Origin of the sequence: Micromonospora endolithica, from assembly GCF_003626595.1 — a bacterium.
GTDB lineage: Bacteria > Actinomycetota > Actinomycetes > Mycobacteriales > Micromonosporaceae > Micromonospora > Micromonospora endolithica.
This window is the reverse complement of the sequence record NZ_RBAK01000007.1, coordinates 36,405-50,107: the sequence shown is the minus strand read 5'-3', so window position 1 is coordinate 50,107 and position 13,703 is coordinate 36,405. Positions and strand designations below refer to the sequence as shown.

The following is a 13,703-nucleotide window of genomic DNA, read 5'->3' as shown; positions in this document are numbered from 1 at the left end:
GAGTCTGCCTCGTGTTCCCGCCCCCCGTCCCCCCGGACGCCCACCGCCGCCTTCCCGCCGAACGCCGACCGCCGTTAGGAAGGGACCCTTTTACTACACCAGGCGTTAATAAGGGGCCCTTCCTTGCACCGGATAGGGTCGGCGGCGATGAGTGGGACGTTGGTAGTCAAGGGGCTGGCGGCCGGGCACGGGGACCGGGAGCTGTTCAGCGGGCTGGACCTGGTGGTCGGGCCGGGAGACGTGGTCGGGCTGGTCGGGCCGAACGGGGCGGGGAAGTCGACGCTGCTGCGTACCCTCGCCGGCCTGACGCCGGTCGAGGCCGGCGACGTGACGCTCAGCCCGCCCACCGCGAGCGTCGGGCACCTGCCGCAGGAGCCGGAGCGGCGGCCGGGCGAGACGGTTCACGCGTTCCTGGCCCGGCGGACCGGGGTGACCGACGCGCAGGCCGCGCTGGACGCGGCGGCCGAGGCGTTGGGCGCCGGGGCGGCCGGTGCCGACGACGCCTACGCCGAGGCGCTGGAGCGGTGGCTCGACCTCGGCGGGGCCGACCTGGACGAGCGGGCCGAGCAGGTCGCCGCCGAGCTGGGGCTCGCCGTCGACCTGGGGCAGCAGATGACCGGCCTCTCCGGCGGCCAGGCGGCCCGCGCGGGACTGGCGTCGCTGCTGCTCAGCCGGTACGACGTCTTCCTCCTCGACGAGCCCACCAACGACCTGGACCTGGCCGGCCTGGAGCGGCTGGAGGAGTTCGTGACCGGGCTGCGCGCCGGCACGGTGCTGGTCAGCCACGACCGGGAGTTCCTCACCCGGACGGTCACCCGGGTGCTGGAGTTGGACCTGCACCAGCGGCAGGTCAACCACTTCGGCGGCGGCTACGCGGCATACCTCCAGGAGCGCGAGGTGGCCCGCCGGCATGCCCGCGCGGATTTCGAGGAGTACGCCGACACCCGCGCCGATCTGGAGGCCCGCGCCCGCACCCAGCGCTCCTGGATGGAGAAGGGGGTGAAGAACGCCCGGCGCAAGGCGACCGACAACGACAAGATCGGGCGCAAGTTCCGCGCCGAGTCGACCGAGAAGCAGGCCGCGAAGGCCAAGCAGACCCAGCGGCTGATCGAACGCCTGGAGGTGGTCGAGGAACCCCGCAAGGAGTGGGAGCTGCGCATGGAGATCGCCGCCGCGCCCCGCGCCGGCGCCGTCGTGGCCACCCTCCGGGACGCCGTCGTACGCCGGGGAGCCTTCACCCTCGGGCCGGTCAACCTCCAGGTCGACTGGGCCGACCGGATCGCGCTGACCGGGGCCAACGGGTCCGGCAAGTCGACGCTGCTCGCCGCGCTGCTCGGTCGGCTCCCGCTGGACGCCGGGCAGGCCGCGCTCGGCCCGGGTGTGGTGGTCGGCGAGGTGGACCAGGCCCGTGGTCTGTTCCTCGGCGACGCGCCGCTGATCGACGCCTTCCGCGCCGCCGTACCGGACCTGGCGCCGGCCGACGCGCGGACGCTGCTGGCCAAGTTCGGCCTCCGCGCGGCGCACGTGCCCCGGCCGGCCGCGACCCTGTCGCCCGGCGAGCGGACCCGCGCGGCCCTCGCCCTGCTCCAGGGCCGGGGCGTGAACCTGCTGGTGCTGGACGAACCCACCAACCACCTGGACCTGCCGGCGATCGAGCAGCTGGAGTCGGCGCTGGCGACCTACCCGGGCACCCTGCTGCTGGTCACCCACGACCGCCGGATGCTGGACGCGGTGACGACCACCCGGCGGCTGCGGGTGGACGCCGGACGGATCGCCGAGGATTGATCCGTGCCGGCCCGGCCGCGCCGGGTGAGAATGACCCCATGCTCAAGTGGGAGTACGCGCTGCTGGTCCGTCGCCGCCAGGCGGCCTCGAACGACGCCGGCTGGGAGGTCGTCTTCGTCTGGTACGGGCCGGACGGCTCGATGGTGGACGTGACGGCGTACGGGGACACCGCGCTGACCCATCTCAACCGGGCCGGTGACCAGGGGTGGGAGTTGGTCGCGATGAGCGAGGATCCGTCCCTGCCCGGCAACAACGAACTGCACCGGTACCACCTGAAGCGGCCCAAGCCGGCCGCTCCGCAGCCCCGGCAGCGGATGCGGGCGCCGGGCCGGTCCCGGCGGACCATCTCCGGCTGACCGTCGCGCCGCCCGGCCCGGCGGTGGAACGAGTTACGCATAACGGGCGCGGATCCGGGTAACGGGCGGCCGGAGGTGGGCCGATGGTCGCGCTGGCACAGACTCCGCCCTCGGCCGAACGGCTGCGGGCGGTCGACGGGTTCCTCACCGAGGCGTGGGCCGACCAGGCCCGGCACGACGACCGGCTGCGCGGCCTGGCGGTCGACGTGCGCTTCGACCGTGGGGTGGCGCACCTGAGCGGGGAGGTCGCCGACCCGGACGAGCTGCGGCTGGTCCGGGACCGGGTGGGCCGGCTCGCCGGGGTGCTCGCCGTCTGGTGCAAGGTGCGCGTCGGCGGCCGCGACCCGGTGGTGGTGGACCTGGGCTGTGGCCCGACCAAGCAGTGGTCGGGCAACCTCGGGCTGGACATCTACCCGGCGCCCGGCGTGAACGCCGTGGCCGACCTGTCCCGGTCACTGCCGCTGGCCGACGACTCGGTGGACGTGTTCTTCGCGGTCCACATCCTGGAGCACCTGATCGACTTCCTGCCGCTGGTCGACGAGGCGCACCGGGTGCTCCGGCCCGGCGGCGTACTGCACGTGATGAGCCCCTGGTGGGGACACGTCAACGCGGTGGCCGACCCGACCCACGTGCGGCTGCTGGACGTCCAGACGTTCAAGGGCATCTGCCTGCAACGCCCGCCCGGGACACCGCGCTGGTACCCGCTGCACGCCGGCTGCGACGGCGCCTCCATCTTCGCCGACCTGACCCCCGTACCCCCCGACGCGGATCCCCCACCCGAATCCCACCTCTCCCGCTTCTTCGCCTGACCGTGAGCTGATCCCCGACTGCCGTCCCACTGCGTCGATCATGGGGTTAGCGGGTGGATGGGAGATCGAACCACCCGCCAACCCCATGATCACCCGAAGCGAAGCGGGGTGGGGTGAGGCCGGAGCGGGGTGGGGGGGTGGGGTGGGGGTGGGGGGTTAGGGGCCCTGGGTGCTTTCGCGGAGTTCCAGGCGGTAGGGGGCGGGCAGTTCGCGGGGGCTGGCGGTGCGGTCGCCGTCGATGCGGTCGGCGAGGAGTTCCACCGCCAGGCGGGCGATGCGCTCCTTGTCCGGGGCGACGGTGCTGAGCGTGGGCACCGAGAAGCGCCCGTCCTCGATGTCGTCGAACCCGGCCACCGCGACGTCCTCCGGCACCCGCAGGCCGGCCTCGTGCAGCGCGCGCAGGGCACCGAGGGCGAGGGTGTCGTTGAAGCAGAAGACGGCGTCGGGGCGTACCGGAAGGGACAGCAGGGACCGCATCGCGACCGCGCCCTCCGCGCGGTGCCAGGCCGGCGCGGGCGCCACCAGGGTCTCGTCGAAGTCGAGGCCGGCGTCGGCGAGCGCGGCGGCGTAGCCGGCGAGCCGGAGCCGGGCGCTGGCCCCCTCGGGAGTGCGTTGGGAGCCGATAGCGGCGATCCGTCGGCGGCCGAGCCCGATCAGGTGGGCGGTGATCTCGCGGGCGGCGGCCACGTTGTCGATGCCGACGTGGTCGGCGGGGCCGCGGTCGACCCGCTCGCCGAGCAGCACCATCGGCGTGCCGTCCAGGCCGGCGAGATCCTCGGCGGTGAGCGCCAGCGGGCTGAAGATCAGTCCGTCGATGAGGTGCTCGGTGATGCCGCCGGCGACCACCCGTTCCTGCTCCCGGCCGCCGCCGGTCTGGTCGATCAGCACCGTCCAGCCCAGCTCGGCGGCGGCGGTCACGACGTGCCGGGCCAGCTCCGCGAAGTAGGGGATGTCCAGTTCCGGGACGGCCAGGGCGATCACCCCGGTACGCCCCTTGCGCAGGTTGCGGGCGGAGAGGTTGGGCCGGTACTTCAGCTCGGCGATGGCCTCCTCGACCCGGGCCCGGGTGTCGGGTTTGACGTGTACGTAGCCGTTCACGACGTTCGACACGGTCTTCACCGAGACGCCGGCCCGCTCCGCCACGTCCTTGAGCCTGTGCCGCACTTGACGCCTCCCCGATGCCACTCGACCGCACCTTACCGTGTCACAGCCCGATCACGACCCTTTACAACGTTGCTTACAACGTTGTAGAAAGCAACGTAGACGGGTGACCCCGGCCACCCGTACCGGCAACAGGAAGGTGGCATCCCCGTGCGGAGCGCGCAGCTCACCATCGACCCGGCCTTCGCGATCGGCCCCGCCGACCGGCGCCTCTTCGGCTCGTTCGTCGAGCACATGGGCCGCTGCGTCTACGGCGGCATCTACGAGCCCGGGCACCCGACGGCGGACGCGCGCGGCCTGCGCGGCGACGTGCTGGAGCTGACCCGGGAGCTGGGCGTCTCGGTGGTCCGCTACCCCGGCGGCAACTTCGTCTCCGGCTACCGCTGGGAGGACGGCGTCGGCCCGGTCGGCGACCGCCCGCGCCGGCTGGACCTGGCCTGGAAGACGATCGAGACCAACGCGTTCGGCCTGCACGAGTTCATGACCTGGGCCGACGAGGCCGGCGTCGAGCCGATGATGGCGGTCAACCTGGGCACCCGTGGCGTGCAGGAGGCGCTGGACCTGCTGGAGTACGCCAACCACCCGGGCGGCACCCACCTGTCCGACCTGCGCCGCAAGAACGGCGCCGAGGACCCCTTCGGCGTACGGCTCTGGTGCCTCGGCAACGAGATGGACGGCCCGTGGCAGGTCGGCCACAAGACCGCCGACGAGTACGGCCGGCTCGCCGCCGAGGCCGCCCGCGCGATGAAGATGATCGACCCCTCGATCAGCCTGGTCGCCTGCGGCTCCTCCAACCGGCGGATGCCCACGTTCGCCGCGTGGGAGGCGACCGTGCTGGAGCACACCTACGAGCACGTCGACTACATCTCGGCGCACACCTACTACGACCCGTCCGACGGCGACCGGGCCAGCATCCTGGCCTCGGCGGTCGACATGGACAACTTCATCACCGAGGTGGTCGCGACCGCCGACCACGTGGCCGCCAAGCAGCGGCACAAGCGCAAGCTGAAGATCTCCTTCGACGAGTGGAACGTCTGGTACGAGTCCCGCCTCCAGGCCGACCTGGACCGGCGCGGCTGGGTCGAGGCCCCGGCGCTGATCGAGGACGACTTCACCGCGGTCGACGCGGTGGTCGTCGGCGACCTGCTGATCACCCTGCTCCGGCACGCCGACCGGGTCGGGGTGGCCGCCCAGGCCCAGCTGGCCAACGTGATCGCCCCGATCCGTACCCGCAACGGCGGCCCGGCCTGGCGGCAGAGCATCTTCCACCCGTTCGCACTGACCGCCCGGTACGCCCGCGGCACCGTACTGCGCACCGAGCCGGTCGGACCGACGTACGTGACCAAGCGGCACGGTGAGGTGCCGGTGCTGGACACCGTCGCGGTGCACGACGAGGAGTCGGGCGCGCTGACCGTCTTCGCGGTCAACCGGGGCGAGACGGACCTGCCCCTGGACCTCGACCTGCGCGGGCTGCCGGCCCTGCGCGCAGTGGAACACCTGAGCCTCGCCGCCGGAGACGACCCGACGGCGACGAACACCGAGGCCGAGCCCGACCGGGTGACGCCCCGGGAGATGACCACCCCCACCCCCGACGGCGGCCGGTGCTCCGTGCTCCTGCCGGCCGCCTCCTGGAACGTCCTGCGCTTCGCCCCCGCCGCCGGCTGATGGCGATCCTGCTCCGCCGAGGCACAATTCATCCCGTCCCCCCAAGGAGTGAAAAATCATGATCCACACCGAAATGAGCCGACGGCGTCTCCTCGGTCTCGGCGTGGGCCTCGGCGCCGCGGCGTCGCTGACCCTCGCCGGCTGTGGCGGCGGTGGTGACGACGCGGGTCCCGCGGCCGGCAACGGCGGCAAGGACTACACCGGCCCGAAGGTCGACCTGAAGCTCTGGAACGGGTTCACCGGCGGCGACGGCGACATCTTCAAGGCGCTGGTCAACCAGTTCAACACCGAGCACCAGAACATCGCGGTGGGCGTCGCCACGTACCAGTGGGAGGACTACTACAACAAGCTCCCCGGCGCCGCCTCCACCGGCAACGGCCCGGACATCGCGGTCATGCACATGGACCAGCTCGCCACCTTCGCCGCCCGCGGCGTGATCACCGAGCTGGACGACGTGGCGAAGAACCTGGAGCTCACCGAGGGTGACTTCGCCCCGACCGTCTGGAAGGGCGGTCTCTACAACGACAAGCGGTACGGCATCCCGCTGGACATGCACCCGCTGGGCTTCTACTACAACAAGTCCCTGATGCAGAAGGCCGGCCTGGACCCGGAGAAGCCGCCGACCACCCGCGAGGAGTACGAGGCCGCGCTCACCGAGCTGAAGAAGTCCGGCGTGCAGGGCTTCTGGGTCAGCCCGTTCCAGTTCACCGGCGGCATGACCTTCTACTCGCTGCTGCACCAGTGGGGCGGCAGCGTCTTCGACGCCGAGGCGAAGGCGGCGACCTTCAACTCCGACCAGGCGGTCGAGGCGGCCACCTGGCTGATCGACATGGTCAAGCTCGGGCACTCCCCCGCCAACGTCGGCCAGGACGCGGACTACCTCGCCTTCAAGAGCGGCAAGAACGCGTTCACCTGGAACGGCATCTGGCAGATCAACGACCTGAAGAAGAGCCCCGACGTGCAGTGGGGCGTCGCCGAGCTGCCGCAGATCGGCTCCGAGAAGGCCGCCTGGGCCAACTCGCACAACTTCACCATCGTCAAGGGCCGGGCCAACGACGCCAACAAGGTCACCGCGGCGAAGGTCTTCATCAACTGGCTCAGCGAGCACTCCCTGGACTGGGCCAAGGGCGGCCAGGTGCCGGCCCGCAAGACGGTCCGCGAGGACGCCGGCTTCAAGGCCCTCACCGAGGTCAACGCGCTCGCCCCCGAGCTGGAGTACGCGGCGTTCCCGCCGGCGGCCCCCGGCCTGGGCGAGGTCATGACCACCTTCTACAACTCCTTCAACGAGGCGGCGCTGGGCAAGAAGTCGCCCAAGCAGGCCCTGGACGACGGCGTGGCCAAGGCCAACAAGCAGCTCGAGGACAACCGCAAGAAGTACGGGAGCTGATCTCCCGTGGCGGACGTGATCGAGGTCGGGGCGGCGCGTGGTGACGCGCCGCCCCCGGCGGCGGGCCCGGCCCGGCGCAAGACCCCGGTGAAGCGGACCGGACGGGCGATCCCGTACCTCTTCCTCGCTCCGTACCTGGTCCTCTTCGGGGTCTTCGGCCTGCTGCCCATCGTGCTCGGGCTCTGGCTCAGCGTGCACCAGTGGGACTTCCAGCTGCCCAACCGGCCGTTCGTCGGGTTGGACAACTACCAGGACCTGTTCTCCAGCGAGTCGGCGATCTACAGCGACTGGTGGCAGAGCGTACGGGCCACCGGATCTTCACGCTCTTCGCGGTGCCGCTGCTCGTGGTGGTGCCGCTGGGGCTGGCGCTGCTGCTGAACCGCTCGTTCCCCGGCCGCACCTTCTTCCGCGCGGTCTACTTCGCCCCGTACGTCCTGGGTGTCGCGGTCATCGGCCTGCTCTGGCGCTTCCTGCTGGACGCGAACCTGGGCCTGGTCAACCGGATCGCCGGTGTGCTCGGCCTGCCGGCGGACACCCCGTGGGTGACCAGCACCCCGTGGGCCTGGGTCTCGCTGGTCGGGGTGACCGTCTGGTGGACCTCCGGCTTCAACGCGGTGATCTACCTGGCCGGTCTCCAGGACATCCCGCAGGAGCTCTACGAGGCGGCGAAGGTCGACGGCGCGAGCACCTGGGAACGGTTCCGGCACGTCACGCTCCCCGGCCTGCGGCCGGTGCTGCTCTTCGTGATCACCACGACCGTGCTCGCCTCGGCGAACGTGTTCGGCCAGTCGTTCCTGATCACCCAGGGCGCGCCGGGCACCGAGACCCGCACGGTGGTCTGGTTCATCGTCGAGGAGGGGCTGCGGGACAACGACGCCGGCCGGGCCGCCGCGATGAGCATCGTGTTCGCCCTGATGCTGGCGGTGGTGAGCATCGCCAACTTCCGCCTCTTCCGCTACCGGGAAGACTGAGGGACCGCCATGACGACGCCCACCACCGAAACCCGCCCGGCGCCGCCGGACCTCCCGACGCCCGTGAAACGGGCACCCGGCACCGGTCTGCGCCGGGTCGGCCTCTACGCGGTCCTGATCGCCCTGGCGCTGGTCTTCCTGGCCCCGCTGCTGTGGATGGTCATCACCTCGCTGAAGACCTACACCGCCGCTCAGCAGATCCCGCCTACCTGGCTGCCGGACCCGTTCTCCGGGTACGGCTACGAGCAGATCCTGGGCAACACCGCCAACCCGGTGCTGCGCTGGTTCCTCAACAGCATGCTGGCCGCCACGCTGCACGCGGTCCTGGTGCTGGCGACCGCCTCGATGGCGGCGTACGCCCTGGCCCGGCTGGAGTTCCGCGGCCGCAAGGTGCTGTTCGCGCTGATCGTCGGCACCCTGTTCATCCCGCCGACGTCGCTGATCATCCCGAACTTCCTGGTCGTCGACTCACTGAACTGGATCGACACCCTCACCGTGGTGATCGTGCCCGGCGCGGCGAGCGCGTTCGGGGTGTTCTTCCTGCGGCAGTTCTTCCTCTCCCTGCCCCGGGAACTGGAGGAGGCCGCGACCCTGGACGGGGCCAGCCAGTGGCAGATCTTCTGGAAGGTCGTGCTGCCGCTGTCGAAGCCGGCCCTGGCCACCCTCGCGGTGCTGTCGTTCCTCACCAACTGGAACGACTTCCTCTGGCCGATCTTCGTGCTGTTCAGCCCGGAGACGCTCACCCTGCCGCCGGGCCTGGGCCTGCTCCAGGGCTCCTACGTCACCGACTACCCGGTGATCATGGCCGGTGCGGTGCTGGCCAGCGTGCCGGTGCTGATCCTCTTCGTGCTGGCCCAGCGGCACATCATCACGGGTGTCTCGCGCAGCGGCCTCAAGGGATGAGGGCCGGAACCTCCCGGCGACGCGGTGCGGCGGCGGTTCTCGCCGCCGCGCTGCTCGTCGCCGGTTGCGGACAGGACCCCACAAGCACGAGTACGGGAGACGACGTGCCCACGTTCACCAACCCGGTCGTCCGGAGCGACAACCCGGACCCGCAGGCGATCCGGGTGGGCGACACCTGGTACCTCTTCTCGACCAACGCCGGTGGGCGCAACGTCCCGGTGCTCACGTCGCCGGACCTGGTGGAGTGGTCCCCGGCCGGGGACGCGCTGCCGGACCTGCCGGCCTGGGCGCTGACCGGGAAGACGTGGGCGCCGGAGGTGATCGAGCTGGCACCGGACCGGTTCGTCCTCTACTACACGGTGGCCGACAAGGAATCCGGCCGGCAGTGCGTCGGGCGGGCGGTGGCGAGCGCGCCGCAGGGGCCGTACCGGGACGAGTCCACCGGGCCGCTGATCTGCCAGGCGGACGAGGGCGGGTCCATCGACGCCAGCCCGTTCCGGGACACCGACGGCAGTCTCTGGCTGCTGTGGAAGAACGACGGCAACGCGGTCGGCGTGGACACCTGGCTGTGGTCGCAGCGCCTCGCCGACGACGGCCTGACCCTGGTGGGTGAGCCGACGAAGCTGCTCAAGCAGACCGAGCCGTGGGAGGGCACCCTGGTCGAGGGCCCGTTCCTGCACCGGCAGGACGGGAAGCTGTACCTCTTCTTCGCCGCCAACGCGTACGACCGGGCCGAGTACGCCCAGGGCTACGCGGTCTGCGAGTCGCCGGCCGGCCCGTGCGTGAAGGCGCCGGAGAACCCGATCCTGAAGAGCAACGACGTCGCCTCCGGCCCGGGTCACGCGAGCATGGTGGTCAAGGACGGGCGCACGTGGCTGATCTACCACGCCTGGGTGCCGGGCCAGGAGGGCACGGTCGACCCGGGCCGCCAGGTCTGGCTCGACGAGGTCGTCTGGGAGGACGGCAAGCCGGTCGTGAAGGGCCCCACCGGAACCCCCCAACCCCGCCCCTGAGATGTAAGGAAGGGCCCCCCGTTAACGCCTGGCGTTGTACAGGGGGCCCTTCTTAACGCGCAGCACGCGGCCCGCACGCGCCGCACACCGCGCTCAGCACACCGCGCTCAGCGCACCGCGCTCAGCGCACCGCGCGTGCGCGCCGCGCTCAGCCGGCGGCGTGGTGTTCGCGTTCGGCCAGCCGGTTGCGGCGGTAGCCGTAGCCGAAGTAGATGATCGCGCCGAGCAGCATCCACGCGCCGAACCGCAGCCAGGTCTCCACCGACAGGTTCAGCATCAGGTAGAGGCAGGCCACCGCGGACACGATCGGCAGCACCGGGTTGAACGGCACCTTGAACGGCCGGTCCAGTTCGGGCCGCTTGCGGCGCAGGATCGGCACCGCGACCGACACCAGGACGAAGGCGCAGAGCGCCCCGATGCTGACCAGGTCGGCCAGGGCGGACAGCGGCAGGAAACCGGCGAGCAGCGCGACCACCACGGTCATCACCGCCGAGATCCGGTACGGGGTGCCCCAGCGCGGGTGGATCGTGGCCACCGAGGGCGGAATGAGCCCGTCCCGGGAGATGGCGAAGCCGATCCGGCCCATCGCCACCAGGTCGACCAGGATGACGCTGGTCAGGCCGGCCACCGCGGCGATGGAGACGAGGATGCCGGCCCAGCTGGCACCGACCGCCTCGAAGGCGGCGGCGATCGGGGCGCCCCGGTCGATCTGGTCGTACGGGACCATGCCGACCAGCACCAGCGAGACGCCGATGTAGAGCACGGTGGAGATGAGCAGCGTGCCGAGCAGGCCGAGGGTGAGGTCCCGGCGGGGCCGGCGGGTCTCCTCACCGAGGTTGGCCACCGCCTCGAAGCCGGTGTACGCGAAGAACACCACCGCGGCGGCGCTGAGCACCCCGACGAAGCCGAAGACCGAGGGTTCCAGCCCGAACAGGGCCTGGGTGACGGGTTGCTTGATGCCGCCCTCGCCGCCACCGGCGGGCTCGGCCGGCGGGACGAACGGGGTCAGGTTGGCGGCCTTCACGAAGAACGCGCCGGCGATCACGATGAACACGCAGATGGCGACCTTGACCAGGACGAGCACGTTGGTGACCCGGGCGGACTCGCGGACGCCGATGATCGCCACCACACCGAGCAGCAGCACGATGCCGATGGCGCCGAGGTTGACCACGCTGCCCTCCTCGCCGAACCAGGCGACCGGCAGGTCGAACAGTTCGGCCAGGTAGCCGGACCAGCCCCGGGCGACCACCGCCGCGCCGAGCGCGAACTCCAGCAGCAGGTCCCAGCCGATGATCCAGGCGACGATCTCGCCCATCGTGGCGTACGCGTAGGTGTAGGCGCTGCCGGCGGCCGGCACGCTGGACGCCAGTTCGGCGTAGCAGAGGGCCGCGAGCAGGGCGACCACGCCGGCGATGGCGAAGGAGATCACCACCCCCGGCCCGGCGCTGTCCCGCGCCTCCAGGCCGGTGAGCGTGAAGATGCCGGTGCCGATCACGATGCCGATGCCGAAGCCGGTGAGGTCGCGTGCGCCGAGCCGTCGCTTCAGGCCGGGCCGGCCGTCCTCACCGTCCGCCTCGCTCTGCGCGATCACGTCACTGATCGGCTTGGTACGCAGCACGGACACCGCGCTCTCCCCTCCCTCGACACCCCCGTGATGGGTCGGTGCCGGGCGATGCTACCCAGGGTCGACCCTCCCCAACCGTCACGTCCCACTCGATCGGTGCGTGACCAGACGTGTGTGGCTGGTCACGGAAAGCACGGCGGACGGGGCCGCCGGGCCGCCGGCCGAACCGGACGGACGTATCGATCGGCGCGCACCCCTTGCGCGAGACACGCACGGTGTGAAAATTTCCTACCAGCGGCAAGTTGACTCCGGCGAATTGTGCCGACCGTGCCGCGACGGACCCTGCCACGGGAGCCCCAACGAAGGGACACACCGCATGAAGGCAACTCGGCTCGGAGCGGCCGGGCTGGCCGCAGCCCTGCTCGGCGCGCTCGTCGCCGTCACCCCGGCCGGCGCGGCACCCGCCGCGCCCGCCGCCGACACCACCACCTGCGTCACCGACCCGGCCACGCCGAAGCGGCAGTTCCGCGCGATGTGGATTTCCTCGGTGGTCAACATCGACTGGCCCAGCAAGGCGTCCCAGACCGCGCCGGACCAGATCGCCGCCCAGCAGGCCGAGTACCGGAGCCTGCTCGACCTGGCCGAGCGGCTGAACCACAACGCCGTCGTGGTCCAGGTCCGGCCGACCGCCGACGCCTTCTGGCCGTCGCCGCACGAGCCCTGGTCGGAGTTCCTGACCGGGGTCCGGGGCCAGGACCCCGGCTGGGACCCGCTGGCGTTCCTGGTGGGCGAGGCGCACGCCCGGAACCTGGAGTTCCACGCCTGGTTCAACCCGTACCGCGTCTCCATGCCGGCGCCCGGCGGTGCCGGCGCCGACATCTCCCAGCTCGCGCCCGGCCACCCGGCCCGCGAGCACCCGGAGTGGACCTTCGCGTACCCGCCGGCCGGCGTCGCCGGCAGCCGGCTCTACTACAACCCCGGCATTCCGGCGGTCCGCGAGTTCGTCCAGACCGCGATGATGGACGCGGTCCGGCGGTACGACGTCGACGGCGTCCACTTCGACGACTACTTCTACCCGTACCCGAGCGGCACCTACCAGGTGCCCGACGACGCGACGTTCGCCGAGTTCGGCCGGGGTATCACGGACAAGGCCGACTGGCGGCGGGACAACATCAACCTGCTGGTCCGGGAGATGGGCGAGAAGATCAAGGCGGCCAAGCCGTGGGTGAAGTTCGGGGTCAGCCCGTTCGGCATCTGGCGCAACCAGTCCGCCGACCCGCTCGGCTCGGACACCACCGGCAGCCAGTCGTACGACATCATCTCCGCCGACACCCGTAAGTGGATCAAGGAGGAGTGGATCGACTACGTGGTGCCGCAGCTCTACTGGTACATCGGCCAGTACCCGGCCGCCGACTACGCCCGGCTGGTGCCGTGGTGGGCCGAGCAGGTGCGCGGCACCCGGGTCCAGCTCTACATCGGGCAGGCCGACTACAAGAGCGGCGAGGCGGCGTACGGGCCGTTCTGGCAGAACCCGAGGGAACTGTCCGACCACCTGACGCTCAACCGGTCGTACCCGGAGGTGCTCGGCAACGTGCACTTCTCGGCCGTCCAGGTGCGGGCCAACCGGCTGGGCGCCACCGACATCTACGCCGCCGAGCACTACTCCCGCCCGGCGCTCGTGCCGGCGATGCCGCACCTGCCGCGCAAGCCGCTGCTGATGCCGGTGGTCACCGGGGCGCAGCGGCAGGACGACGGGGTCCGGCTGCGCTGGCGGCAGCCGGCCGACGGGGTGGGCCCGCTGGGCACCGCCACCTCGTACGCCATCTACCGGCTGGACGGGATCCGCCTGGCCGGCCGGTGCGACCTGGCCGACGCCGCGCACCTGGTGGACACCGTCCGGGCCCGGCCCGGCACCGCCGCACAGACCTGGGTGGACACCACGGCCGAGCCAGGCAAGCGGTACACGTACCTGGTGACCGCCGTGGACCGGGTGGCCAACGAGGGCCCGGTGAGCCCACCGGCCTTCGTACGCTGACGTCCGATCGATCCCACCGAATGCCCCGGGCCGACCGCCCGGGGCATTCGTCTG

Annotated in this window: 11 protein-coding genes and 1 pseudogene; 10 read left to right on the top strand and 2 right to left on the bottom strand. The window is 71.5% G+C overall.

The features are described 5' to 3' along the window. Window positions 1-147: 147 nt before the first annotated feature. The 3 genes and pseudogenes from D7223_RS18325 to D7223_RS18315 all read left to right on the top strand — a co-directional run bounded on the left by D7223_RS18325 (window position 148) and on the right by D7223_RS18315 (window position 2,950). Window positions 148-1,785: an ABC-F family ATP-binding cassette domain-containing protein gene (locus D7223_RS18325; RefSeq protein ID WP_120729643.1), complete on the top strand. Its 1,638-nt coding sequence runs from the start codon at window positions 148-150 to the stop codon at window positions 1,783-1,785. 38 nt (window positions 1,786-1,823) lie between these two features. Then, a pseudogene (locus D7223_RS18320) lies at window positions 1,824-2,069 on the top strand (hypothetical protein); the annotation flags it as partial. Window positions 2,070-2,224: 155 nt separating this feature from the next. Then, window positions 2,225-2,950, top strand: coding sequence for a methyltransferase domain-containing protein (locus D7223_RS18315; protein ID WP_120729641.1), 726 nt, complete (start codon window positions 2,225-2,227; stop codon window positions 2,948-2,950). 156 nt (window positions 2,951-3,106) lie between these two features. Here D7223_RS18315 and D7223_RS18310 read toward each other — a convergent pair whose 3' ends face one another. Continuing rightward, a complete protein-coding gene (locus D7223_RS18310) occupies window positions 3,107-4,114 on the bottom strand; it encodes a LacI family DNA-binding transcriptional regulator (protein WP_120729640.1) in 1,008 nt (335 codons plus the stop codon). Between the two features lie 147 nt (window positions 4,115-4,261). On the opposite strand from D7223_RS18310, the gene arfA reads away from it, so the two are divergent. The 6 genes from arfA to D7223_RS18285 all read left to right on the top strand — a co-directional run bounded on the left by arfA (window position 4,262) and on the right by D7223_RS18285 (window position 10,050). Continuing rightward, window positions 4,262-5,776 (top strand): arabinosylfuranosidase ArfA, encoded by a 1,515-nt coding sequence (gene arfA, locus D7223_RS18305; RefSeq protein WP_120729639.1) that lies wholly within the window; start codon window positions 4,262-4,264, stop codon window positions 5,774-5,776. A 58-nt stretch (window positions 5,777-5,834) separates the two neighbouring features. Then, window positions 5,835-7,163 (top strand): ABC transporter substrate-binding protein, encoded by a 1,329-nt coding sequence (locus D7223_RS18300; RefSeq protein ID WP_120729638.1) that lies wholly within the window; start codon window positions 5,835-5,837, stop codon window positions 7,161-7,163. A 6-nt stretch (window positions 7,164-7,169) separates the two neighbouring features. Next, window positions 7,170-7,541 (top strand): carbohydrate ABC transporter permease, encoded by a 372-nt coding sequence (locus D7223_RS33630; protein ID WP_238162114.1) that lies wholly within the window; start codon window positions 7,170-7,172, stop codon window positions 7,539-7,541. Further along, window positions 7,454-8,134, top strand: coding sequence for a carbohydrate ABC transporter permease (locus tag D7223_RS18295; protein WP_238162113.1), 681 nt, complete (start codon window positions 7,454-7,456; stop codon window positions 8,132-8,134). The genes D7223_RS33630 and D7223_RS18295 overlap by 88 nt, the downstream gene beginning before the upstream one ends. A 9-nt stretch (window positions 8,135-8,143) precedes the next feature. Beyond that, window positions 8,144-9,037 carry a carbohydrate ABC transporter permease gene (locus tag D7223_RS18290; RefSeq protein WP_120729637.1) on the top strand — a complete coding sequence of 298 codons (894 nt, stop codon included), beginning with the start codon at window positions 8,144-8,146 and terminating at the stop codon, window positions 9,035-9,037. Window positions 9,038-9,141: 104 nt separating this feature from the next. Continuing rightward, window positions 9,142-10,050, top strand: coding sequence for a glycoside hydrolase family 43 protein (locus D7223_RS18285; RefSeq protein WP_238162112.1), 909 nt, complete (start codon window positions 9,142-9,144; stop codon window positions 10,048-10,050). Window positions 10,051-10,198: 148 nt separating this feature from the next. On the opposite strand, the gene D7223_RS18280 is transcribed toward D7223_RS18285, so the two are convergent. After that, window positions 10,199-11,674: an amino acid permease gene (locus D7223_RS18280; RefSeq protein WP_120729635.1), complete on the bottom strand. Its 1,476-nt coding sequence runs from the start codon at window positions 11,672-11,674 to the stop codon at window positions 10,199-10,201. A gap of 316 nt (window positions 11,675-11,990) precedes the next feature. Between D7223_RS18280 and D7223_RS18275 the strand changes: the two genes are divergently transcribed. Beyond that, on the top strand, window positions 11,991-13,649 hold the full coding sequence (locus tag D7223_RS18275) for a glycoside hydrolase family 10-like protein (RefSeq protein ID WP_120729634.1): 1,659 nt from the start codon (window positions 11,991-11,993) through the stop codon (window positions 13,647-13,649). Window positions 13,650-13,703 lie beyond the last annotated feature (54 nt).

Excerpts from the sequence above, each read along its gene's own strand:
- D7223_RS18325 (WP_120729643.1), top strand. The coding sequence starts at position 148 with ATGAGTGGGACGTTGGTAGTCAAGGGGCTGGCGGCCGGGCACGGGGAC.
- D7223_RS18315 (WP_120729641.1), top strand. The coding sequence starts at position 2,225 with ATGGTCGCGCTGGCACAGACTCCGCCCTCGGCCGAACGGCTGCGGGCG.
- D7223_RS18300 (WP_120729638.1), top strand. The coding sequence starts at position 5,835 with ATGATCCACACCGAAATGAGCCGACGGCGTCTCCTCGGTCTCGGCGTG.
- D7223_RS18290 (WP_120729637.1), top strand. The coding sequence starts at position 8,144 with ATGACGACGCCCACCACCGAAACCCGCCCGGCGCCGCCGGACCTCCCG.
- D7223_RS18275 (WP_120729634.1), top strand. The coding sequence starts at position 11,991 with ATGAAGGCAACTCGGCTCGGAGCGGCCGGGCTGGCCGCAGCCCTGCTC.